This is a genomic window from Roseospira marina (assembly GCF_014197855.1).
Lineage (GTDB): Bacteria > Pseudomonadota > Alphaproteobacteria > Rhodospirillales > Rhodospirillaceae > Rhodospira > Rhodospira marina.
In genome coordinates this window covers 366566-389520 of record NZ_JACIGJ010000003.1, presented here as the reverse complement: position 1 = coordinate 389520, position 22955 = coordinate 366566, and the positions used below count along the sequence as shown (strand labels likewise).

The 22955-nt window shown below is 70.0% G+C and carries 19 protein-coding genes and 1 riboswitch; of the genes, 7 read left to right on the top strand and 12 right to left on the bottom strand.

The window, feature by feature from the left end; translation table 11 throughout:
* The first annotated feature begins 2 nt into the window (after positions 1-2).
* Positions 3-953 carry an EamA family transporter gene (locus GGD82_RS06170; protein ID WP_150062279.1) on the top strand — a complete coding sequence of 317 codons (951 nt, stop codon included), beginning with the start codon at positions 3-5 and terminating at the stop codon, positions 951-953.
* Between the two features lie 15 nt (positions 954-968).
* Here the strand turns inward: GGD82_RS06170 and parC are convergent, their stop codons facing one another.
* From parC to GGD82_RS06135, 7 genes are all read right to left on the bottom strand, one after another.
* On the bottom strand, positions 969-3242 hold the full coding sequence (gene parC, locus GGD82_RS06165) for a DNA topoisomerase IV subunit A (protein WP_150062280.1): 2274 nt from the start codon (positions 3240-3242) through the stop codon (positions 969-971).
* An 86-nt stretch (positions 3243-3328) separates the two neighbouring features.
* Positions 3329-4585 (bottom strand): NupC/NupG family nucleoside CNT transporter, encoded by a 1257-nt coding sequence (locus tag GGD82_RS06160; protein WP_150062281.1) that lies wholly within the window; start codon positions 4583-4585, stop codon positions 3329-3331.
* Positions 4586-4666: 81 nt separating this feature from the next.
* Positions 4667-5992 carry an MFS transporter gene (locus GGD82_RS06155; RefSeq protein WP_246163860.1) on the bottom strand — a complete coding sequence of 442 codons (1326 nt, stop codon included), beginning with the start codon at positions 5990-5992 and terminating at the stop codon, positions 4667-4669.
* A complete protein-coding gene (locus GGD82_RS20800) occupies positions 5989-6699 on the bottom strand; it encodes an SH3 domain-containing protein (protein ID WP_246163862.1) in 711 nt (236 codons plus the stop codon). Before GGD82_RS20800 ends, GGD82_RS06155 begins: the two co-directional genes overlap by 4 nt.
* Before the next feature lie 141 nt (positions 6700-6840).
* Positions 6841-8157: a DUF2336 domain-containing protein gene (locus GGD82_RS06145; protein WP_150062283.1), complete on the bottom strand. Its 1317-nt coding sequence runs from the start codon at positions 8155-8157 to the stop codon at positions 6841-6843.
* Entirely contained in the window at positions 8154-9929 is a 1776-nt protein-coding gene (locus tag GGD82_RS06140) for a sensor domain-containing diguanylate cyclase (protein ID WP_170284271.1), read from the bottom strand. The genes GGD82_RS06145 and GGD82_RS06140 overlap by 4 nt, the downstream gene beginning before the upstream one ends.
* Positions 9930-10309: 380 nt before the next feature.
* Positions 10310-11410, bottom strand: a complete 1101-nt coding sequence (locus GGD82_RS06135) for a DUF2336 domain-containing protein (protein WP_260178307.1) — start codon at positions 11408-11410, stop codon at positions 10310-10312.
* 357 nt (positions 11411-11767) lie between these two features.
* A riboswitch (SAM riboswitch) is annotated at positions 11768-11844 on the top strand.
* A 72-nt stretch (positions 11845-11916) separates the two neighbouring features.
* On the opposite strand from GGD82_RS06135, the gene metZ reads away from it, so the two are divergent.
* Entirely contained in the window at positions 11917-13137 is a 1221-nt protein-coding gene (gene metZ / locus GGD82_RS06130) for an O-succinylhomoserine sulfhydrylase (RefSeq protein WP_150062286.1), read from the top strand.
* Positions 13138-13166: 29 nt separating this feature from the next.
* On the opposite strand, the gene GGD82_RS06125 is transcribed toward metZ, so the two are convergent.
* Positions 13167-14930 (bottom strand): vWA domain-containing protein, encoded by a 1764-nt coding sequence (locus GGD82_RS06125; RefSeq protein WP_150062287.1) that lies wholly within the window; start codon positions 14928-14930, stop codon positions 13167-13169.
* 207 nt (positions 14931-15137) lie between these two features.
* Between GGD82_RS06125 and apaG the strand changes: the two genes are divergently transcribed.
* Positions 15138-15533 (top strand): Co2+/Mg2+ efflux facilitator ApaG/CorD, encoded by a 396-nt coding sequence (apaG, locus tag GGD82_RS06120; protein WP_150062288.1) that lies wholly within the window; start codon positions 15138-15140, stop codon positions 15531-15533.
* A 30-nt stretch (positions 15534-15563) separates the two neighbouring features.
* On the opposite strand, the gene GGD82_RS06115 is transcribed toward apaG, so the two are convergent.
* The 3 genes from GGD82_RS06115 to GGD82_RS06105 all read right to left on the bottom strand — a co-directional run bounded on the left by GGD82_RS06115 (position 15564) and on the right by GGD82_RS06105 (position 17173).
* Positions 15564-16478 carry a glycosyltransferase family protein gene (locus tag GGD82_RS06115; protein WP_150062289.1) on the bottom strand — a complete coding sequence of 305 codons (915 nt, stop codon included), beginning with the start codon at positions 16476-16478 and terminating at the stop codon, positions 15564-15566.
* 114 nt (positions 16479-16592) lie between these two features.
* A complete protein-coding gene (locus GGD82_RS06110) occupies positions 16593-16799 on the bottom strand; it encodes a YgaP family membrane protein (RefSeq protein ID WP_150062290.1) in 207 nt (68 codons plus the stop codon).
* Between the two features lie 11 nt (positions 16800-16810).
* Positions 16811-17173, bottom strand: a complete 363-nt coding sequence (locus GGD82_RS06105) for an ArsR/SmtB family transcription factor (protein WP_184013235.1) — start codon at positions 17171-17173, stop codon at positions 16811-16813.
* A gap of 85 nt (positions 17174-17258) precedes the next feature.
* Here GGD82_RS06105 and GGD82_RS06100 point away from each other — a divergent pair, with 85 nt between their 5' ends.
* The 4 genes from GGD82_RS06100 (at position 17259) to GGD82_RS06085 (ending at position 22413) form a co-directional block, all read left to right on the top strand.
* Positions 17259-18302, top strand: coding sequence for an efflux RND transporter periplasmic adaptor subunit (locus tag GGD82_RS06100; RefSeq protein ID WP_150062292.1), 1044 nt, complete (start codon positions 17259-17261; stop codon positions 18300-18302).
* The gene (locus tag GGD82_RS06095) at positions 18299-21511 is read left to right on the top strand and encodes an efflux RND transporter permease subunit (RefSeq protein WP_150062293.1); all 3213 of its coding nucleotides are present in this window, start codon (positions 18299-18301) and stop codon (positions 21509-21511) included. Before GGD82_RS06100 ends, GGD82_RS06095 begins: the two co-directional genes overlap by 4 nt.
* 108 nt (positions 21512-21619) lie before the next feature.
* A complete protein-coding gene (locus tag GGD82_RS06090) occupies positions 21620-22009 on the top strand; it encodes a hypothetical protein (protein ID WP_150062294.1) in 390 nt (129 codons plus the stop codon).
* Positions 22006-22413: a hypothetical protein gene (locus GGD82_RS06085; protein WP_246163864.1), complete on the top strand. Its 408-nt coding sequence runs from the start codon at positions 22006-22008 to the stop codon at positions 22411-22413. The genes GGD82_RS06090 and GGD82_RS06085 overlap by 4 nt, the downstream gene beginning before the upstream one ends.
* Here GGD82_RS06085 and GGD82_RS06080 read toward each other — a convergent pair.
* Positions 22365-22949 (bottom strand): class I SAM-dependent methyltransferase, encoded by a 585-nt coding sequence (locus GGD82_RS06080; RefSeq protein WP_150062295.1) that lies wholly within the window; start codon positions 22947-22949, stop codon positions 22365-22367. The genes GGD82_RS06085 and GGD82_RS06080 overlap by 49 nt on opposite strands.
* Between the last annotated feature and the right edge of the window lie 6 nt (positions 22950-22955).

The following is a 22955-nucleotide window of genomic DNA, read 5'->3' as shown; positions in this document are numbered from 1 at the left end:
CCATGAATCGCGCTGGAGCCGGCATTGGGATCGCGCTGGCGTTCGTCTGTCTGTTCATCCTGGGCGTCATGCCGGTCATCGTCGACAGCCGGCCGACCGGGGTCGATGCCCTGAGCTTCGCGCTGTTCCTGTCGCTCTGGCAGCTTTTGGCGGCCTGTCCGTTTCCGATGGCGGAGCGTCTCGGTGGCCGCCCGGGCCTGTTCGGGCCGACGGTCCCGCGCGCCGTACGGCGGCGCACGCTCGCGATTCTGCTGCTCACCGGCGGGATCTTCGGGATCTCCACATACCTCTACGTGCTGGCGGTGGAGACGGCGGGGCCGGTGGGGACGGCCATCGCCATCCAGGCCTATCCCCTGTTCGCGATTGTGTGGGAGTCGGTGGCGCTGAAGCGGCGCAAGACCGGCCTGGAGCTGCTGTTCACGGCCCTGTTGCTGGCGGCGTTGTACGTGTTGGTGACGGATGGCACGGGCCGCATCGGCGGTTTGTCGCCCTGGTTCCTCGTGGCGCTGAGCGTGCCGTTCCTGTGGAGCATCGCCCATGTCATTCTGCGCGAGGTGATGACCCGCACGCCGATCACCCCGGCCCAGGTGACCCTGGCCCGCGTGCTGGTGTCCGTGGTCGTGTTGGGCGTCGTGGCGCTGGTCGGCGTCGGGCCGGCGACCCTCGCGGCCGGGCTGGCGCGGCCGGACGTCCAGGCCGTCGCGGCCCTGATGGGCGCGGTCTATTACCTGGAGCTGATCGTCTGGTTCCACGCCGTGCGCATCATCGACGTCTCCCTCGCCAGTTCGATCGCCGTGCCCTGGCCGGCGGTCACCATGGCGCTGACGGTCGTGGTGCTGGGGGAGCCGGTGGCGCCCTATCAGATCGCGATCCTGGGGGTGGTCGTGCTCAGCCTCTACGGTCTGCTCTACGCTGGCGCGCGGGCACGCCGCGCGCCGGTCGGGGCCGGGTAACGCCCCGGCCCGGTGTCAGGAGCCCCCGCCGCCGAACGTGTTGTCGCGCGGGAAGCCGCGCGGCGGCAGCTTGCCCACGGCCGCGCGGTTGCCCAGCCAGGGCGTCAGATCGCTTTCGGTTCGGGTGCGCTCCCCGCTCGGCCAGCTCAGGCCGTCCGCCTTGCGGATCACGATCACGTCGGACAGCGCGGCGTCCTTCAGCCGCATCAGGGTCACGCCCCGCCCCTTGGTCAGGGTGGCGACCTGATCGAGCGGGAAGATCAGCAGTTTGCGGTGAGTGCCGACGCAGGCGACGTGGTCGCCCTCCACCCCGTTGGGATCGAGCGGCCGGCTGATCATCGCCACCGCGCCCTTGGCGGGGGTGAGCACCTGCTTGCCGTTCTTGGTCTGGCCGACGCATTCGGCCTCCTCCACGACGAAGCCGCGCCCGTCGGAGGCCGCCAGCAGCCGCTTCGCCCCCGGACGGTGCACATGCAGGTCCACCAGGGCGGCGTCGTTGGGGACGTCGACCATCAGCCGCACCGGCTCACCGAAGCCCCGGCCGCGCGGGATGCGGTCGCCGGCGATGGTGTAGTAGCGCCCGTTGGAGGCGAACAGCAGCAGCTTGTCCGTCGTTTGGGCGCGGATCACCGTTTGCAGGCTGTCGCCATCCTTGAAGCGGGGATCCCCGATCTCCTCCGGGTGGCCCTTCAGCGCGCGGATCCAGCCCATGCGCGACAGGATCACGGTGATCGGTTCGCGCTCCACCATGGCCTCGATCGGGACCTCGGTCACCACCGGGGCCTCGCCGAGCGTGGTGCGGCGCTTGCCCAGGTCGGTGTGCTGGCCGAAGTCCTGCTTGATCTGCGCCACCTGCTCGCCGATGCGGGTCCAGCGGCGGCCGGAATCCGCCAGCAGGTCCTGCAAGTCGGCCTGCTCCGCCGAGAGCCCGTCGTGCTCCTTGCGGATCTCCATCTCCTCCAGCTTGCGCAAGGAGCGCAGCCGCATGTTCAGGATGGCCTCGGCCTGCACGTCGGTCAGGTCGAAGGTGTCGATCAGTACGGCCTTGGGGTGGTCCTCTTCGCGGATGATCCGGATCACCTCGTCGAGGTTGAGGTAGGCGATCAGATAGCCGCCCAGCACCTCCAGCCGGTGGGCGATCTTGTCCAGGCGGTGGCGGGTGCGGCGCACCAGCACCGCGTGGCGGTGGTCCAGGAACGCCAGCAGCACCTCGCGCAGGTCCATGACGCGGGGCACGCCGTCGGCGTCCAGCACGTTCATGTTGAGGCTGGCGCGGGTCTCCAGCTCGGTCTGGCGGAAAAGCTGCTCCATCAGCGTTTTGGGATCGACGGAGCGGCTGCGCGGCTCCAGCACGATGCGCACGTCTTCCGCCGATTCGTCGCGCACGTCGGCCAGCAGGGGCAGCTTGCGGTTGGTCAGCAGGTCGGCGATGCGCTCGATCAGCTTCGCCTTCTGCACCTGATAGGGGATCTCGGTCACGACGATCTGGAACAGGCCGTGGCTGAGCTTCTCCTCGGTCCACCGCGCCCGCAGCCGGAAGGCGCCCCGGCCGGTGGCGTAGGACTCGCGGATCGACGCGGCGGATTCCACGAGCACACCGCCGGTGGGGAAGTCCGGCCCCGGCAGCTTGGCGACAAGATCGGAGATCGGCGTCTCGCGGTTGTCGATCAACACGGCGAGGGCGTCGCAGATTTCGCCCACATTGTGCGGCGGAATGCTGGTCGCCATGCCGACCGCAATGCCCTGGGCGCCGTTGGCGAGCAGGTTGGGGAAGGCCGCCGGCATGACCCGGGGTTCATCTTCCTCGCCGTCATAGGTGGGGCCGAAGTCGACGGCGTCCTCGTCCAGGCCCTCCATCATGGCCTGGGCCACGGCGGTCAGGCGCGCCTCGGTGTAACGCATCGCGGCCGCGTTATCGCCGTCGATGTTGCCGAAGTTGCCCTGGCCCTCGACCAGCGGCCAACGGACCGCGAAGGACTGGGCGAGGCGCACCATGGCGTCGTACACCGCCGTGTCGCCGTGCGGGTGGTACTTACCGATGACGTCGCCGACGACGCGGGCGCATTTCTTGAAGCCGCCGGTCGGGTCGAGCTTCAACTGCCGCATGGCGAACAGCAGGCGGCGGTGCACGGGTTTGAGGCCGTCGCGCACGTCGGGCAGCGAGCGCGCGACGATGGTCGACAGCGCATAGGCCAGATACCGCTCGCCGAGGGCGTCGGCGAGCGGGGTGTCGCGAATCTCCTCACCGCCCGAGGGCGGCGGCGGGGGTGTCTTGGTCGTGGTGGTCATGGCCGGGACAATGCGCCGGGACGGGCGCGGGGATCAAGAGGATGTGCACGGGGCGGGGCCGGGCACCGCCCCGTGTGGCGCGTGCGCTACCCGGCCACCAACCCCACCACGGCACCGGTCATCAGGGTGGCCAGGGTACCGGACAGGATGGTGCGGCCGCCCAGGCTCACGATATCGGCGCGGCGCTCCGGCGCCATGGCGGTCAGGCCCCCCAGCATGATCCCCAATGAGCCGAAGTTGGCGAAGCCGCACAGCGCGTAGGCCATGATCAACTCGCTCTTGGGCGAGAGCGCATCGGCCGGCAGATTGGCCATGTCGAGGTAGGCCAGCATCTCGTTCAGGATGGTCTTGGTGCCCATTAGGGCCCCGGCCGCCGTGGCCTCGCTCCAGGGAATGCCGATCAGCCAGACCACCGGGGCCATGATCCAGCCGAGGATATGTTGCAGCGTCAGGGGTTCGCCGCCCACGTCCGGCAGCAGCCCGAGCGCCTGATTCACCAGACTGACCAGCGCCACCATCACCAGAAGCATGGCCGTGACGTTGATGACCAGGGTGATGCCGTCGCGCGTGCCGAGAAGCACCGCCTCCATGGTCGAATGCGCCTCGGGCGGGGGCAGCTTGAACTTGGCCTCCGTCGGGGCTTCCTCCGGATCACCCGGCACCAGCATGAGCGCGATCGCCAGCGCGGCGGGCGCGCTGATGATGGAGGCGATCAGGATATGCGCCAGCGGCGCGTCGAGCAGCCCCCCCAGGATGCTGGCGTAGATCACCATCATGGTGCCGGCGATGGTGGCCATGCCGACGGTCATCATCATGAACAGCTCGCCCCGGCCCATTTTTTCGATATACGGCCGGATGAACAGCGGCGATTCGACCATGCCCACGAAGATGTTGGCGGCGGCGGACAGCCCGACCGCGCCGCCCACGCCCATGGTCCGGCGCAGCCCCCAGGCGATCCCCTGCACGATCACGGGTAGGATGCGCCAGTAGAACAGCACCGAGGTGAGGGCGCTGACCACCAGGATCAACGGCAGGGCCCGGAACGCCAGCACATAGGCGGCACCGGGATAGGGCTCCTCGAACGGGAGCGGCGCGCCGCCGACGAAGCCGAACACGAAGGCCGTCCCGGCCTCGGTGGCCTCCTGGAGGGCCAGGACGGCCCCATTGAGCCAGAGGAACACGGTCGCGGCCCCGGGGGTCTTCAGCAGGATCAGGGCCAGAATCGGCTGCAACGCCAGCCCGATCAGCACCGGGCGCCACGGAATGGCGCGCCGCTGCTCACTCAGCAGCCAGCACAGCGCCACCGTCGCGACGACCCCCAGAAGACCCTGCACCGCCGCCATGATCCCATCCCCCTTGTTCCGGCGTGGATTTTGCGGGCGCGGAGTATAGGCCGCACCCGGTCCGGAACAAGCAATCCGATATCAGGCCGGCCCGGCGGCTGGACGGTCGCGGACCGTCAGCATCAGCAGCAGGCCCGGCACCAGGAACACCAGGATCGAGGCCATGCCCAGGCGCTGGCTGTCGGTCACGGCCACCACCCAGCCCAGCACCAGCGGCCCCAGAAAGGCCGTGATGCGCCCGGATAGGGCGAACAGGCCGAACATCTCCGCCCGGGTCTCCGGCGGGGCGAGGCGGGCCATCAGCGTGCGGCTGGGCGCCTGCACGGGGCCGAAGAACACGCTCATGGACAGGCCGAGGATCCAGAACCACGTCACGTCCTCGACCAGCAGGATCCCGATGCCGAACCCGGTCAGGCCGATCAGGCCGAGGATCACCGTGGTTCGCGAGCCGATCCCATCATCGACCCAGGCGAACGCGGCGGCCCCCAGGCCGGCGGCGACGTTCATGGCGATGCCGAACAGCACGATCTGGTCGAACCCCATGCCGAACGTGCCGGCGGCGTAGATGCCGCCGAAGGCGAACAGCGTGTTCAGCCCGTCGGTGTAGAGCATGCGCGCGATCAGGAACCGCAGCAGGTTCGGGTCGCTGTTCGGTAGAGCCTTCAGGGTGATCCAGAGCGTCGCCAAGCCCTGCCGCGCGGCGGCCAGGGCCGGTAGGCGAACAGCCGGACCGGATTCATCCGGCGCGCGGTCGGGCACCCAGACGAACAGCGGCCAGGCAAAGGCGGCGTACCACACCGCCACCAACAGGCAGGTCGCGCGGATCGGCTCCAGCGCGCCCGGACCGGGATCGAGCCCGAAGGGCGGCGGATCGGCCTGCACGAACAGGAACAGTGCGATCACCAAGCCGGCCAGACCGCCCGCGTAGCCCAGCCCCCAACCCCAGCCGGAGATCCGGCCGAGCCAGCGTTCCGGCGCGACCGCGGGCAGAAGCGCATTGTAGAACACGATCCCGACCTCGAAGCCGGTGTTCGCGATGACCACCAGCGCGAGGCCCAGCAGCGCGAACGCCGGGTCGGGTGCGACGAAATACAGCAGGCCGGATGCCACGATGGTGAGGATGGAGAACCCAGCCAGCCAGGGCTTGCGTTGCCGGCCCCGGTCGGCGATGGCGCCGAGGGTCGGGCTCAGCACCGCGATCAACAGGCCCGACAGGGCGGTGGCCCAGGCCCACAGGGTTGTGCCCTGCTCCGGGGTCTCCGCGACGGCCTTGGTGAAGTAGGCCGAAAAGACGAACGTCGCGATGACGGTGGGAAAGGCCGAGTTGGCCCAGTCATACAGGCACCACGCGACGGCGGGCGCGACCCGAGGCGGCGGCTCTCTGTCCGGCGGTGGGCCGGCGATCACTCGATATCCTCGCCGGGATAGACCCCCCATAGGGCGGAGCGAGCCAGCCAGCCCTGGAAGCTTCCGGCCTCGATCCGGCAGTGTTGGCCATCGGGCGGGCATTGCAGCAGGGTGACCACCACGCCCGGCTCGACCTCGGCAACCGCGTCGGCGTCCGGCGTCGGCCGCCGCATGAGCAGCTGGCGCCCCTCGCCAGTCACCATCGCCGTGCGCGTGCCGGAGGTCAGCATGACCGTGTGAATCCAGCCCTCCACGCCCGACGGGTCGCGGACATTCCGCCAGTCCTCGCTCTCGCGCACGATCTCCAGCGGCAGGCCCTTGCGTTCGTACACCCAGGCAACGGGGAAGCGGATGCCCGGGCCGATCCGCATGTTGACCCGGTCGCTCTTCAGCGCCACGAAGCGGGGAAGGGGAAGGCCGCTGGGGCCGAGGACCGGACCGGACGGGGCGGTCTCCTCCTCGCTCACGTCGTCTTCGACCGTCTCACTGTCCGCCGGACCCTCCTCGACCGCCTCGTCCGCGTCATCGGCGTCGAGGGTCGGGGGCGGGGCGGGAGGGGCGGCGGTGGCCTGTCCCAGGGCGGGCGCCGTCTCGGCCAGGCCCATAACGCCCACCAGCAGCACCACGACCGGCAGCAGCGTCCGTGCCGTGATCGGCACCCCTCCCGCCAGGGCGCCACGCTGTTTCGGGGAAGGCGGGCCGGTCATTGTTGGGCTTGAGACTCCTCGGGGCCGGAAAAATCAGGGCTTCGCCAAATGGATAGTGCGACCCGACGGGAGCCCGGTCAAGCCCAGGCGGTCCTCGGGGGCAGGGGCGGCACGGTGGACCGGACGGTCCGGCTCCCACCGTCAGGAGGGGCCGCGGGCTTCCGCTTCGCAGAACATTTCGACCTGCCACGCCATCTCGGCGGTGCTCAGCGCATAGTCGCCGGTTGCGGGGTCCGGGGCCAGAACGTCCTCGGGGGGAATGCCGGCCAGCCAGTGTTGCAGGCGGGCGCCGATGTCCGCCGACAGTCCGGCCTTCCATGCCATGGCCGCCAAGCCCTTCGGGCTTGCCACCTTGACTGCCGCCGCGACCGCGGCCGGGCTGACGCCGGCCATCCCGGCGAGCACGGCGATACACTCGGTACGTTTGCCCGCGGTCATGGCCATGAGCAGCCGGGCCTCAAGGGGGATGCCCTGGGCGCTCTCCTCCGCCACACGGGCGTGCCGGAGCCGCAGCGTCTCGTACCAGCCGGGGCTGAAGTTCAGGACGTCTCCGTCTCCGTCGCCGCCGGCGCGGGCGAGACGCTCGCGGACGTTGTTGGCAACCGCCATGCCCTCCCCGGGGGACAGGTCCCGGCGCAGCATGAGCGCCTGCACGAGGGTGTCCGACACGAACATGGCCAGCCGCTGGGCGGCGCCAAGGGGCAGCCGAGGGCGCCGGACCAGCGGCTCGTGCCAATCCGGGAGGGTTCCGGCGCGGTCAATCAGTCGATCCAGCGTCTCCTCGCGAATCTGGGCGCCCTGATTGGCCAGCATGTCGGCGATGGCGGTGATGTCGTCGCTGGCGGCCAGGGCGTCCGTGACGGACTCGCGCAGGCCGGCCGGACGGCGGGCGATGGCCGACAGTGCGCCACTGCCCGGCTGGCGCCGGATGATGTCCAGCAGGTCGTCGTCGGTGAGGACCGGGCTGAAGGTCAGCACCGGCGCGGCCACCGCAAGTTCGGCGTCGCGCGCCAGCCGGTTGATGACGTCCGGCAGCACGCTCGGACAGTCCTTCAAATGTTCGGATAATAGGGCGCGAACGCGGGGGATTTCGTCGCGGGCCAGCCGGGCCAGGACCGTGTGCGCGTCCCGGCGGACTTGGTCTCGTTCGTCGGCGGTCAAGCCGGGGGCGAGGCGGGCGATGCGCTCCACAAGGGTCAGGCGCACCTCCGTGTCGCCGTCCTCCGTCAGGACAATGGAGGCCTTCAGCGGCGTGTTGGCGTTACCGGCGATGATGCGCCGGACGTCGGTGTCCGGGTCCCGGGCCAGGAAGTACAGAACCTCGGGGGGCAGATCCGGTCGGCCTGCCAGGATCCGCCGCACGCTCACGTCGTCCTGTGCCGCCAGCGCCCGGGCTTCCTCGTATGATAGCGCGCCGCCGGCCTCCCCCAGGAGCAGGTGCCGAAGCAGGTCGCTCATCCTTCCGAGCTTCCCGCGATGCCGTGGTGGGTCGGTTCGGATGCGCTCCCTCCGGTCGGGGGGGCGTCGGGCGGGCCGCCCGGCGGGGTGTCGGGCGGGGTGTCGGGCGGGGGTGCGGCCAGGAAATGGCGGCTCTTGCCGGTCTGTTTGGCCCGATACATGGCCGCATCGGCGCGGTCACACAGGGATTCGACCGTTTCCGGCCGCGCGCCGGAGGTGACCGCGATTCCGATCGACATCGACAGAGGGGCTGCCGTGTCCGCGCTGAGGGTCCGCAGGAGCGCGCTGCCCGACAACAGGTTGTCGGCCTTGAGGCGGGAGCCTTCGGCATCCGCGTCTTCCAGCCAGACGGCGAACTCGTCCCCGCCCAGCCGGGCGATCAGGTCGGTTGGGCGCGTGCGTGTCGACAGGATTTCGGCCATCAGGATCAGCACCTGATCGCCGCGCGCGTGGCCGTAGCGGTCGTTGACCGGCTTGAAATTGTCCAGATCGATGTAGAGCAGCGCGGCCGGACGCTCGGAGTGGGCCAGACGTCGCAACCGTCGCTCCACGTCCAGCATGAAGCCGCGCCGGTTGAGCAGGCCCGTCAGGGGGTCGGTCCGGGATTGGTCGCGGACGGTTTCGTAGCGGGCAATCTGCTCGTTCGCGATGCCGACCTGCCCCGCAACATCCAGGATGAGCAAGCGGTCGTCGGCCGTCCAGGCGCCCCGCTCGGCGGGCCGCCACAGGACGACCGCGCCGTTCGGAGCCTGGCGGTGACTGGTGCCGATCGCGAGGATGGCGTGCGTCTCGGTCCGGGTTTCCCAGAACTGGAAGCGCATGGTCTCGTCCCCGCCATGCATGGCTCGGGCGAGGGCCGCGGGCGGCGGGGGGCCGAGGTCGGGGCCGTATCGCCCTCCCAGAACCAACTCCGGCGTGCCCGCGGGATCCTGCGGCGGCAGAATGGCCGTGCTTTCGGTGGAGCGCCGCAGGATCTGGCAGGTGGTCGCCCCCACGCCGTGGGCCAGGGCCCCGGCCGCCACGGTCAGCATGGTCTCCACGTCGACCTGATCGCGGAACGTGCGGACCACATGACTGCGGACGCGGTCGCGTTCCTGTGCGCGCCGCAGGGCGACGTCCTTGACGTGCTGCTCCGTTATATCGCGGCAGATGCCGCGTGTGCCGAGCCATGTGTTGTCGGCGGCGAGAATAGGTGTCGCGGAGGCCAACAGGCGGACCCGGCGGCCCCGGTTGTCGCGCGCCCACAGCTCGACGTCGCGCCGCCGCTGGCGGGTCGCGAACAGGGTCCCGGCGTCCGTGCGTCCGCCGGGGTCGATCAAGTCGAGCGGGTTGGTTCCGACCAAGTCGCGGGCGCTACGGCCCAAGGCGCCGCCCGGCGAGACAAACACCAAGCGCCCGTCGAGTCCGGTTTCCCAGGCGAAGTCGCTCGACAGGTCGACGAAGTCCTTGAACCGCGCCCGGCTCTCCGCGAGGGCGCTGCGCAGCGAGGTGTCGAGCGAGGTGTCGCGCGCCAGCACCAGAACGACCCGGTGGTCCGCTGAGGGCAGAAGCGTCAGATCGAAGCTGCTTACGCCGGAGTCATCCAGGCCCCGCGCCGACCGCATGATCGGCATCGCCGTGTCCAGGGCGCTTTGCAGGGCGGCGCGGAGGGACACAGCGTCCGGATGCGCCATCAACTCGACCAGACTGTGCGCGTGGTGATTCTGCGCCAGGACATGGCCCGCGCCATCGAACAGCGCGGCTGGCCCCGCGTACGCCAGGAGCGAGGACAACGCAATGGAGTCCGGCGCACCGCCATTCTGTCGCGCGCCCGTCGCCGTTGTCTCCAGCCTTTGCCCGGACTCCCGTCTCACCATCGACCCGACCGTCTGTCTCCTGCGTCCCGGTACGGTGTGCCGGGCCGTCCTTCCGACCCGCCGACGCCGGGCGGGCCAGCACCACGCTGTGCGCGACGGCGCGCGCCCGACCCTATGCTCCGGCCCGGACCCGGTCGGCCCAGGGGGCGCCGTGTCCGGTTGTGCCGCCGGTCAGCGGCGCGTTGATGGACCCAGGCGCCGGTGTCCTGCCGCTCGCCACGGCACCCTGACCGGATCGTTGTGTATCTCACGAAACAGTCGGTCCCGAAAGCGTGGTGTCGCCGGTGCGGCGGACATCAGGCGTCGGTGCCGGGGCCCTCGGGATCCCAGGGGGCGGCGGAGGGCGCCCGGTCCTGCTGTGGGGCGGCGGTCAGATCGACCTCCAGAAGGGCCCTGAGATAGTTGTGGTCGCGGGTCCATCGCGTGAGAACCTTGCGGCAGGCCTCGACGGTCATGCGTTCGTACAGGCCCATGACCGCGTGGTGTTCGTCGCGCAGGACGGCGGGCGGCACCGGGCGTGCCTTGCGCGAGAACAGGAAAATCACCGAGAAATCCTCGCGGGCGAAGTTCATCGCCTTGCAGGCGATGGCCAGCCCTTCGCCGCCGGGTTCGAACAGCATGCGCCGGACCAGGATCTCGCGCATCCCGGAGGCGTGGGCGAACAGGGTGACGAACAGCGACACCTCGCCGTTCTGCAAGGCAGAGATCATCAGGTCGGCGTCGTTGCGCCCCGCCGCGCTGAGCTCTTCGGCCAGGCGCTCCGCGGCGGTGCGCCGGGCGGCGGTGGTGCCGTGGACGGTGTCCTCCCCGACTTCGCGGGCGGCTTCCTCCATGAGGGTGTCGACCTCGTTCGGATCCAGGGCGAAGCGGTCCACGATGGCCTTGCGCAGGGCCGCCGACACCCAGAAAATCATGCGCTTGGCGAGGTCCGCCGGCAACTCGTCGCGCGACAGGATCGGTTCGCGGTAACCGTCGATCCGCTGGGACTGCTCGACCAGATAGCCCAAGGTGGCGCGGGAAATACGGGCGTCGGGATTTTTCAGAAGCTCGGTGATGACGGTTTCGTTTCCGGTGCCGACCAGTTCGTCGGACACCGTCTCGCTGACCTCGAAGCGCACTGCCACGGCAAGCTGGTGCTCCAGGGTGCGGTTGCGGATGACCTCGACCAGATCGGCATCCCGCAGCACCGGGCTTTGGCTGAGCACCGGGTAGGCCACATCGATTTCATCGTTGGCCAGGAAGGTCAGAAGATCGCGGGGCACGTCCGGGCGACTGGCGAATTCGGCCGCAATGCGCCGACGCACGCCGATCTCGATTTCCTTCAGCACCCGGCGCAGGATGTCCGCCATCAGGGCGAATTCGCGATCGTTCAGGCTGTCGGCGTCCTGCGCGAACAACGCCGCGATGGTTTCCGCAAGCGCTGTTCGTGACGCAACCGTTTTTTGGCGGGCCAATGCGAGCAGGTACGGGGCATCTATCGGCCCGGCGTGTGGTGTCTCGTCGGACGGCACCATGGCTCCACATCGATCATGATGACAGCGCGCTCTGTCCGCATCGCGGCTATACGCAGCCAACAGGAGTACGCTTTACATTCGATGGGATTATGCCGAAAGACATACCGTATTGTATACTAAATTCTTAACGCGCTCACTCATCGCCCTCAAAACAATGTTCTTTAAGATATTTGTGATTGAGCTGCTGTCCGCGCGTAAGAGGCGGAATGTCTTGACCCTTCCTGCGGTGGCCGTTAAACGATCCGCCATCGTGGTGATTTGGCGACCAGCTTGCGGCCACGGAAAACAAACGGCTAAGCGGTTGGTGCCTTCGGACAAGGCCCCGGCCCGAAACGGTCGGGGCTTTTTGTTTGCCGAACACCGCCGCCGGACACAGGAGACAGAATCCCATGGGTTCCCCCGAAACCCCCACCCCGACCCCCACTCCGTCCGCCGACTGGCACCCGCGCACGACCATGGTGCGCGGCGGTCTGGCGCGCAGCGAAAACATGGAGACGGCGGAAGCCCTCTATCTCAGCTCCGGGTTCGTCTACCCGGACGCGGACGCGGCGCGGCGCGCCTTCGACGGCACCGACACGCGGTTCGTCTATTCCCGCTTCCGCAACCCGACCAACAGCGTGTTCGAGGAGCGCTTGGCCCAGTTGGAAGGGGCCGCGGTGTGCCGGGCGACGACCAGCGGCATGGCCGCCATGACCGCCGCGCTGGTGTGCCGCGTGGGCGTGGGCGACCGCGTGGTGGCGTCGCGCTCGCTGTTCGTGTCGTGCCACTGGGTGCTGACCGAACTGCTGCCGCGCTTTGGCGTGACCGTTGAACTGGTCCCCGGCACCGACCTGGATGCGTGGCGCGCGGCGCTGTCGCGCCCGGCGACCTGCGTGTTCCTGGAAAGCCCGTCCAATCCCGGGCTGGAGATCATCGACATTCCGGCGGTCAGCGCCCTGGCGCACGCGGCCGGCGCGGTGGTGATCGTGGACAACGCCTTTGCGACCCCCGTCCTGCAACAGCCGCTGCGGCTGGGGGCCGATGTCGTCATCCATTCGGCCACCAAGTACATCGATGGGCAGGGCCGCTGCCTGGGCGGCGCCATCCTGACCAACGATGCGGCCTATGACGAAGAGTACCTGTTGCCGTACCTGCGCAACACGGGCCCGTGTCTGAGTCCGTTCAACGCATGGGTCATGGCCAAGGGGCTGGAGACGCTCGATCTGCGGGTGCGGGCGCATGGGGAGTCCGCGCTGGCCCTGGCGCGGGCCCTGGAGGGACGCACGGGCGTGCGGTCGATCCGCTACCCCGGGCTGGAAAGCCATCCGCAGCACGCCCTCGCCATGACGCAGATGAACGGCGGCGGCGGGGCCATGCTCGCCCTTGAGGTGGAGGGGGGCCAGGAGGGCGCGTTCCGCTTCCTGGATGCGCTGCGGCTGATCGACATCTCCAACAACCTCGGCGACGCCAAGTCCCTGGCCTGCCACCCGGCCACCACGACGCATCAGCGCCTTTCGGATGAGGAATGCGCCATTCAGGGCATCCAGCCGGGCCTTGTGCGGGTGTCGGTCGGCCTGGAGGACACCCGGGACCTGATCGCCGACGTCGAGCAGGCGCTGGCGGCGGTGTAGAGCGTCGCGCGGCCCGCCCCGTTCCGCTCTTAGTTTAGGCTCATGGCGTCGCGGACGAGCGCCACGAACCGGGCGCGGTGGCCGTTGGGGTCGTCGCCCAGCGCGCCGCTCGCCAGCTCGGCCACGTCGCCCAGGCCATAGTCGCCGATGGCGGTGTTGTCCTGGAGGATCTGGGCGAAGCCGGCGACGGCCACCGCGAATCGCGCGTCGTCCGATTGCTGCGCCAGAGGGGCGCGGTCGTCGTCCGTCACCGGCCGCTCCATGAGGCGGGAGGCTGTCTCGCCCGGCGCCTTCCAGCGGATGCGGAGGTGGGCGATCTCCGCGTCGCGCCCGCCGGCCGGGGCCACCGCCGCGTCGTTGCCGTAGCGTCGCTCCGGCAGGCGCAGCCCGGCGGACCCGGGGGCGGCGATCTCGTAGATCGCGGTGACGGTATGGCCGTCGCCGATCTCGCCCGCGTCCACGGCGTCGTTGGCGAAGTCTTCTTCCCGAAGAATGCGGGTCTCGTAGCCGACCAGGCGGTGTTCCGCCACGCGGGCCGGATTGAACTCGACCTGGACCTTCACGTCGTCGGCAATGGGCTGAAGCTGCGCGGCCAACTTCTCCACCAGCACGCGGCGGCCTTCCTCCAGGGAATCCAGATAAGCGGCCATGCCGTTGCCGGCCTGCGCCAGCCGCTGCATGGTCTGGTCGTTGTAGTTGCCGCGCCCGACACCCAGGATGCTGAGATAGATACCGGTCTCGCGCTTGCGGGCGACGTAGTCCTCAAGGCGGCCGTCCTCGACCACGCCCAGATTGAAATCCCCGTCCGTGGCCAGGATGATGCGGTTGATCGCGCCGCGCCGGAAGTTCTGCTCCGCCCGGTCGTAGGCGGTGGCGATGCCCTTCGACCCCGCCGTGCCGCCGCCGGAGGTCAGCCGGCCGAGCGCCGTGCAGATCGTGTCCTTGTCACTCGCCGGGGTCGGTTCCAGCACCACCTGATCCGCGCCGGCGTAGGTCACCAGCGTGATAAAGTCGTCGCCGTCGAGCTGATCGACCAGCAGCGCCATGGACTGCTTCACCAGACCCAGCCGGTTCGGGCCGTGCATGGAGCCGGAGACGTCCGCCAGCAGGACGATGTTCGCGGGCCGGGGCACGCTGCGCTCCGGCGACCAACCCCGGATGCCGATCACCATCACCTCGCGGCCGGCGCCCCAGGGCGACGGCATGACGCTGACCGACGGCGCGAACGGCTCGGCCGCCGTGGCGGGGCGGGGATAGGCGTAGTCGAAGTAATTCACCATCTCCTCGACCCGCACGGCGTTCGACGGCGGAAGATCGCCGTCCCGGATGAAGCGGCGCACGACGCCCATGGAGGCGGTGTCGACGTCGGCCGCGAAGGTCGAGACGGGCTGATCCGCCACCCGCGTGACGCCGTGCAGCGGGACCTCTTGGAACCGGTCGTGCTCGACGTCCGGCCCAGTGGGACTCTGGGTGGGAGCCAGGGCGCGGGAGGGGGCGGGCACGGGTGCGATGGACGGGGCGGCTTCGGACTGCGGCGCGCGCTTCAGGGCCATGTCGAAGGCCTGGCCGGCGGATGTCCCGGGGCGCAGGTTTTGGGTGGCGCCGCCGAGCCCGCGCACGCCGACGGTCTCGTCCGCCGTTGCGCGGTCCAGGCGCTCCACGATCGCCAGACAGGTTTCCCCCGTCGCGGCCGCGTGGGCCGGCGATCCCAGCATGGTCATGCCAGCCATCAAAGTCCCCATCAGGCCCAGCGCCGCACCGGTGGCGTGGCGGATCCCGTCACCCTGTCGCATGCTGTGTTCTCCCCATGTCGCCCGGTCGGGCGGCGTCCCCGGCGTCGTGCCAGGGGCGCCACCGCTCCACCCCGATTGCACGGGACAAAGGTGCCCATAAGATGGCGGCACGGGTGTGCGGGCCGGCGCGCGCGGCGACGGTTTCGCGGTGGCGCGGAATGGTCTAATCAGACCGGACTCCGACGTCGCGCAGGGAGCCCTCGGATCATGTACAGCGCCATCACCCATGGGATTCGGGTCACGGTCGAGCCGATCTTTCTGGAGGACCAGTCCGAACCGGACGCGGCTCATTTCGTCTGGGCCTACCAAGTGACGATCCACAACGAAAGCGACGAGGCGGTGCAATTGATGCGGCGCCACTGGATCATCACCGACGCGAACGGGGCGGTGCAGGAGGTTGAGGGGCCGGGCGTGATCGGCGTGCAGCCGGTGCTGGAGCCGGGTGAGGTGTTCGAATACACCAGCGGCTGCCCGCTCAGCACCGCGTCGGGGTTCATGCACGGGACCTATGCCATGCGGCGGTCGGAGTCCGGCGACATGGTCGATGTGCGTGTGCCGGCGTTTTCCCTCGACAGCCCGCACGGTGGGCACAGCATCCACTGAGCGACCATCACGGAGAACTGGGCGCCGCGCTCAGGCCCGCGCCAGATACTCCGGGCGATAGCGCAGGGAACGGCGGACCGTCCGTCCCTCCGTGTCCAGCAGGTCCATTTCCACCGCCGGATCGGCCCGCATGGCGTCGCGCGAGGCCAGATGGAGCACGCCCACCGGCCGGTGCGGGATTTCGGCCTCGACGAAGCCCCCGGTCTCGGCGCTGACGCGCGGCACGTCCAGGTAATTGCAGGCGTGCGGCATGATCGCGACCGGTAGGCCGTCCAGGTGGACCGCCATCACGATGGCCATCTGATTGGACCCGAAGATCCGGCCCTTGCGGACCAACCGGCTCATGTTGGCCTGGATCACCGGCCAGTGCGGCGCGTCCCCGGCCAGGGCGAACACCCCGTTGTTGAACGGGCGCACGGTCGCCAGCCGGCGGAGGGTGTCGGCGGGCAGGCCGGCGCGGCGGGCGTGCTTCATGCAGTAGGTGCGGCCGAGCGCCCAGCCGCCCACGAATGTGCGCACGTCGAGCCCGATGGAGGACGTCGGCGTGTCGTCGTAGCCCACCGCCAGCCCGGACCGCGCCACCCCGGTCAGCAACCAGTCGATGGCGGCCGGATCGCACACCCAGGCGTCGGCGTCGATCCAGATATAGACGTCGTAGCCGGGGAAATAGTCGCGCGTATAGAGCTTGTTGACCCGGGCCATGAGCCAGTGCCGGTCCCCCGCGCGGCGGCCGGCGGCGTCGATGTTCCAGGCGCCATCGGCGACGTTCTGGGCCATCGGGCGCAGCCGCTCCAGCACGGCCGGGCTCATGCCGGTGGAGATCAGCGACAGGTCGATACCGTCCAGCGCCCGATGCGCCCGTACCGAGGCGAACAGGTCCTCCACCAACGGGGCATAGCCGTCGTCGGCGCCGGTGACGATCGTAACGCGGGGAGAGGCGGGCATGGAATGAGGGTCCGGTTTGGGTGGGGCGGTCGCGGCACCGTAGTCGCCCGACCGCCGCCCGCCAAGGGGCTCCTTGGGCGTCCGCTGCCCCGGTGCCCGCTTCCCCGGTGCCCGTCAGCCGAACGCCACGCCCGGCTTCACGCCCATCGCCTTGAGGATCAGCGCCAGCGGGCAGAACCCGGTGAACGCGGCTTGCAGCATGTTGGCGCCGACGAAGGCCGTGATCCACAGCACCCAGGTCTGGGCGGTGAACAGGGCGATCAGCACGGTCGCGAGAACGACGGTGCCGGCGAACGCGAGAACAAAGCGGTCGATGGACATGGGGTGTCTCCTCAGTCGGGGGGGCGGGCCGGGGCCGGCGCGGTGGGTTCGGGGGATGGGTCCGGCCTGGGAGGTGCGCTGGCCGGGCAGTACAGGTGCGCCAGGGTTTCGATGATGGCCAGGACCTCCGGGCTGGCGATCCGGTAGTGGATGTGCTGCCCCACCCGGCGGGTCGCGACCAGACCGTCGCGCCGCAACCGGGCGAGGTGCTGCGACAGGGCGGACTGGCTCAGGCCGGCCTTGGCCCCCAGGTCGCCGACGGTGCGTTCGCCCGCCACCAGCGCGCACAGCAACATCAGCCGCCGATCGTTGCCGAGCGCCTTGAGCAGCGCGGCGGCGCGCGCGCTGTGGTCGTGCAGGTCTGTCATATTCATGTTGAATAAATTAGCAACATCTAATATGTAGTCAACGGTTTTCGGACTCCACGCCCACGTCCTGCTCCGGAAGGTGATCCGCCCCATGCCGAGACTCGTGTTTCCCTTCAGATGCGCCGGTCGCCTCGCGTGGCTGGTCTTGCTGGTCCTCGGCGGGCCGCTTGCCGCCGCCCAGGCCGAGCCGTTCACGGTTCAACTCCGAACCCTCGACGACCGCAAGGCCGTGTTCGCGACCGTGGAAAGCGTGGATGTGCTGGCCGCGCGGGCGCGACTCGGCGGCACGGTGCGCCATCTTGTGGTGGACGAGGGCGACGCGGTGACCGCCGGCGCGCGGCTGGCGCTGGTGGTCGACGACAAGCTGGCGCCCCGAATCCAGGCGCTGGAGTCGCAGCTCGACGGGCAGCAGGCGACGGTCGATCAGGCCCGCACGGACCTGCGCCGGGCGGAGCAACTCAGGGCCCAGGGCGCCGCGCCGCAAAGCCGCCTGGACGCGGCCCGCACGGCCCTGGAGGTGGCGGAACGCCAGCGCGACTCCCTGCGCTCGGACCTGGACGTGCTGCGCCAGCAGGTGACGGAGGGCGAGGTTCTGGCCCCGGTCTCCGGCCGCGTGCTGGAGGTGACGGTGTCCGAGGGCAGCGTGGTGTTGCCGGGCGAGGCCATCGCCCGCGTCGCCACGGAACACTACGTCTTGCGGCTGCGCTTGCCGGAGCGGCACGCGCGCTTCATCCAGACCGGCGACACCGTCCGGGTCGGGCCGCGCGGGCTGGACCCGGAGAGCGGGGACACGGGCGCGCGCTGGCGCGATGGCACCATCGTGAAGGTCTATCCCGAGTTGGAGGCCGGGCGCGTCCTTGCCGACGTGGCGGTGGAGGGCCTCGGCGGTTATTTCGTCGGGGAGCGCGCGCTGGTGGACATCGTGACCGGCCACCGGTCGGCCTTCGTGGTGCCGCCGCGCTATGTGCGCTCCCACCACGGCGTCACCATGGCCCGGCTGGACGGCGGCGCCTGGGTCGTGGTGCAGGTGGGCGCGCCGGTCCCGGGCGGAGTCGAGGTGCTGTCCGGTTTGCGTCCGGGTGACACGCTGGTTCCGCCCGACGATGGTCCCGGTAAGGCGGAGGCGCGTCCATGAGACTCGGCCTGTCCGGTTCGCTGACCAAGGCGTTCATCGGCTCGCCGCTCACGCCGCTGCTGTTGCTGGCCGCCCTGGTGGTGGGCCTGCTGGCGCTGGTGGCGGTCCCGCGCGAGGAGGAGCCGCAAATCTCCGTCCCCATGGTGGACATCATGGTGCAGGCCAACGGCCTGAAGGCCGTGGACGCCGCCGAACTGGTGACCAAGCCGCTGGAGGACATCGTCAAGGGCATCGACGACGTCGAGCATGTCTACAGCCAGACCGTGGACGATGGGGTCACCGTGACCGCGCGCTTCGTGGTCGGCACCGACGAGGACGTCGCCATGCTGCGCGTCCACGAGACCATCCGCGCCAATCTGAACCGCATTCCGCTGGGGATTCCGGAACCGTTGATCGTCGGGCGCGGCATCAACGACGTGCCCATCGTGGTCCTGACCCTGTCGCCCGAGCCCGAGGTCGCGGAGCGCTGGACCGACGCCGGCCTGCACGCCGTCGCCGAGGAGCTTCTGATGGAGCTCATCAAGGTGGACGACGTCGGGCTGACCTTCCTGGTCGGTGGGCGCGCGGACCAGATCCGCGTCGAGCCCGATCCGGAGCGGCTGTCCCTGTACGGGATTCCCCTGAACCGGCTGGTCGAGAAGCTGGAGAACGCCAACCGCTCCATTCGGTTGGGGCGGCTGCGCGACGCCGGCACCGGTCTGCCCGTGGTGGCGGGGCAGACGTTGCAGGGGGTGGCGGACATCGGCGACCTGCTGCTGACCACGCACGACGGCCGTCCGGTCTATGTGAAGGACGTGGCCCATGTGGTCGTCGGCACCGCGCCGGAGGAACACCGCGTCTGGCGGGTCGAACCGGCGGCGGAGGACAGCCGTGACAGCATTGCCATGGCCCCGGCCGTCTCCATCGCCCTGGCCAAGCGCAAGGGCGCCAACGCCGTGGTGGTCGCGGACACGATCCTCGACCGACTGGAGGGCCTGAAGGGCCGCGTGATTCCCGACGGCGTGCGGGTGGAGGTGACGCGGAACTACGGCGAGACGGCGCTGGAGAAGTCCAACGAACTGCTGTTCCATCTGGGGCTCGCCACCCTGTCCATCGTGGCCCTCATCACCCTGGCCATCGGCTGGCGGGAGGGGCTGGTGGTGGCCATGGTGGTGCCCACGACCATCCTTCTCACGCTCTTCGCGGCCTGGATGATGGGCTACACCATCAACCGGGTGAGCCTGTTCGCGCTCATCTTCTCCATCGGCATCCTGGTCGACGACGCCATCGTGGTGGTGGAGAACATCGCGCGCCATTGGGCCATGAAGGACGACCGCTCCGTGGTGCAAAAGGCGATCGAGGGCGTGGCCGAGGTCGGCAACCCCACCATCATCGCCACCTTGACCATCGTGGCGGCGCTGCTGCCGATGATGTTCGTGTCCGGGTTGATGGGGCCCTACATGAGCCCGATCCCGGCCAACGCTTCGGCGGCGATGATCTTCTCGTTCTTCGTGGCGGTGGTCCTGACGCCCTGGCTGCTGCTGAAGGTCGCCGGCCGGCGGGCCGAACGGATGGCGGGGGAGGGTGGGCACGAGGACGAGGGGCGCCTGGGCCGCCTCTACCGCCGCATCGCCGGCCCGGTGCTGAAGACGCGGGCGCGGGCGTGGCTGTTCCTGATCGGGGTGGGGGTGGCGACCGTCGTGGCCTGCCTGCCGTTCTACACCCAGGACGTCACCGTCAAGCTGCTGCCGTTCGACAACAAGAGCGAGCTTCAGGTGGTGCTGACCCTGCCCGAGGACGCCACGCTTGAGCAGACCGAGCGCACCCTGATGGACGCGGCCCGGCGGCTGGCCGATGTGCCGGAGCTGACCTCGATGCAGCTTCACGCTGGCACGGCGGCGCCGTTCAACTTCAACGGGCTGGTGCGGCATGCCTATCTGCGGGATGCGCCCTACATGGGCGATCTGCAACTGAACCTGACGCCGAAGCATGACCGGGACCGGCCCAGCCATGCCATCGCGCTGGAGGTGCGCGCCCGGCTGGCGGACATGGATGTGCCCGAGGGGACGGCCCTGTCGGTGGTGGAGGTGCCGCCCGGTCCGCCCGTGTTGGCGACCCTGCTGGCGGAGATCTATGGACCGGACGCGGAGACCCGGCGCGCGGTGGCCGAGGAGGTCAAGCGCATCTTCCGCGCCGTCGATTTTATCGTCGACGTGGACGACTCCTGGGGCGATCCGGCGGAGCGCATCCGCTTCGCGCTCGACCAGCAGGCGCTGGAATACCACGGTGTGGAGGAAGAGGCCGTGCACGACACCCTGGCGGCGTTGCTGGGAGGGGTGAGCGTCGGCTACTCCCATCGCGGCCATGGGGTCGATCCGGTCGAGATCGCCGTGCGCCTGCCCAAGTCCCGCCTGAGCCCCGGCGAATACCTGCTGTCCACGCCTGTGCCCGGCGCGCAGGGCTATGTGGAACTGGGCGACGTGGTCCGGGTGACGCGGGAGCCGGCCTCCCACACCCTGTTCCGCCGCGACGGTCATTTCGCCGAGATGGTGCAGGCGGACCTTGCCGGCCGGTTCGAGGCCCCGATCTACGGCATGCTGGCGGTTCAGGACCGCATCGCGGCCACGGACTGGGACGCGCTCGGCCTGCCCAAACCCGCCATCCGTCTGCACGGCCAGCCGGAGGACGAAAGCGGCCCCACGCTGCTGTGGGACGGCGAGTGGGAGATCACCTACGTCACCTTCCGCGACATGGGCGCGGCCTTCGGCGTGGCGATCCTGGGCATCTATCTGCTGGTCGTGGCGCAGTTCGGCTCGTTCAAGGCGCCGCTGGTGATCCTGACCCCGGTGCCCCTGACGCTGATCGGCATCGTGTTCGGCCACTGGCTGTTCGGCGCGCCGTTCACCGCCACCTCGATGATCGGGTTCATCGCCCTGGCCGGGATCATCGTGCGCAACTCCATCCTTCTGGTGGACTTCATCAAGCACAGTCAGCCCTCGTCGCCCGGCCTGCGCGACGCCCTGCTGACGGCCGGGGCGATCCGGTTCAAGCCGATCCTGCTGACCGCGTTGGCGGCCATGATCGGCGGTGCCTTCATCCTGGCGGATCCGATCTTCCAGGGGCTGGCGCTGTCGCTGGTGTTCGGGCTGGCGTCCTCGACGGCGCTGACCCTGCTGGTGATTCCGGCGATCTACATCGCGCTGCGCGACGACGGCGTGCCCGCGACGTAGGCGGTCTGGGGGCGGCGGCCCGGCGGCGGGTCGCGGGTTGCGTTTGCGTCCGGACGCGGAACCCGGAACCCTTGGGTGTCTCATTCCGTGCCTTGGAGAGACACCCGCATGAGCCGCGATCGCCGCACCCGTCATGTGCCCCGCCCCCTGGCGGAGCGCCGCACCGAGCCCTTTGAGTCCGCCGAGGCCGCGTGGTTCTGGTTCCAGCGCGCCCGCCTGACCCGGGCGGAGGGCGCGCGCCTCCCCGCCGATCCGCTGGCCGCCGCGCGCCCGTGCGATCCCGACGACATCGGCCGCGCGGTGCGGGCGTTGGCGCTGGCCGGCGTGCTGCGGTCGGACCATCTGCGGGTGCTCAACCGGCATGGCCGCCGCCTGATGCCGCCGGACGGTCGGGTGCCGGAGGAGGCGGGCGATGCGGCGCTGTGGGCCGAGGCGCTGGACCGTCTCGCCACGCCGCTGCGGCGGAAGGGCATCGTACGACGAGGGTATGGGGCGTGATCCGGCCGGGGGAGGGCGCGGAGCCGCCGCCCGGCCCCGCCCTGGTCGTGTTCACGGACGGCGGAGCAATCTGGTGGCTTCGGTTGCTGCGGCCGGGGTTCCGGCATGTGTTCATCGCGGTGCGGCGGCCGGGACACTGGGTGATCGTGGACCCTCTCGCCCACCGGATGCGCGTGGATCTGGTGCCGACGGCGGACGCGGCCGATCTGGCCGCGTGGTATCGCGCCCAGGGGCTGACGGTGGTGGCGACCGAAACCCGGGCGCCGCCCCGGAAAGAAGCCCCCTGGGCACCGCTGACCTGCGTCGAGGTGGTGAAGCGCCTGCTGGGCCTGCACGCGCGTTGGGTCTGGACGCCCTATGCGTTGTACCGGGCGCTTGGGGGGGAAAGCGGGGGCACCCGGTAGACCAGAACCACGCCGCCGAACCCGTCGCCGATGGGAACACGGGCCTCCGGGGTCCAGTCGCCAAGCCCGAAGCTGTTGGAGACCACCACGGCGCCCGGCGGAGCCTCCCGCCGCATGCGGATGGCGAGTCGGGTCATGGCCTCCCGGTGCAGGTAGCACACGATGAGACCGGCGCGCGCGACGTCCACCTGGTGCAGGTCGGCGCGCCGGACCGTGAGGTTTTTCCGTCGGCTCGCCCAGGCCCGCAGGCGGGCGACCGCCCAGGGGATCGGCGACAGCTCAACGCCCACCACCGGCCGGTCCGGATAGCGGGCCGCCAGGGCAAGCGCCAAACCGCCCCAGCCGCACCCCAGTTCCAGGATCGCGCCCTCCACCTGCGCCGGAAGGGCGGCCATCACGGCGTGGCGCGCGCGGGGGGAGGACGGCCAGGGCGGGGCGCCCAGGCGCAGGGTGTACAGAACGACGAGGCTGGCCCCGGCTGCCACGACCGCCGCCGCCAGCAACGCCAGGGTGCCCGGTTCCGGCGACGGTGCCACGGAAGC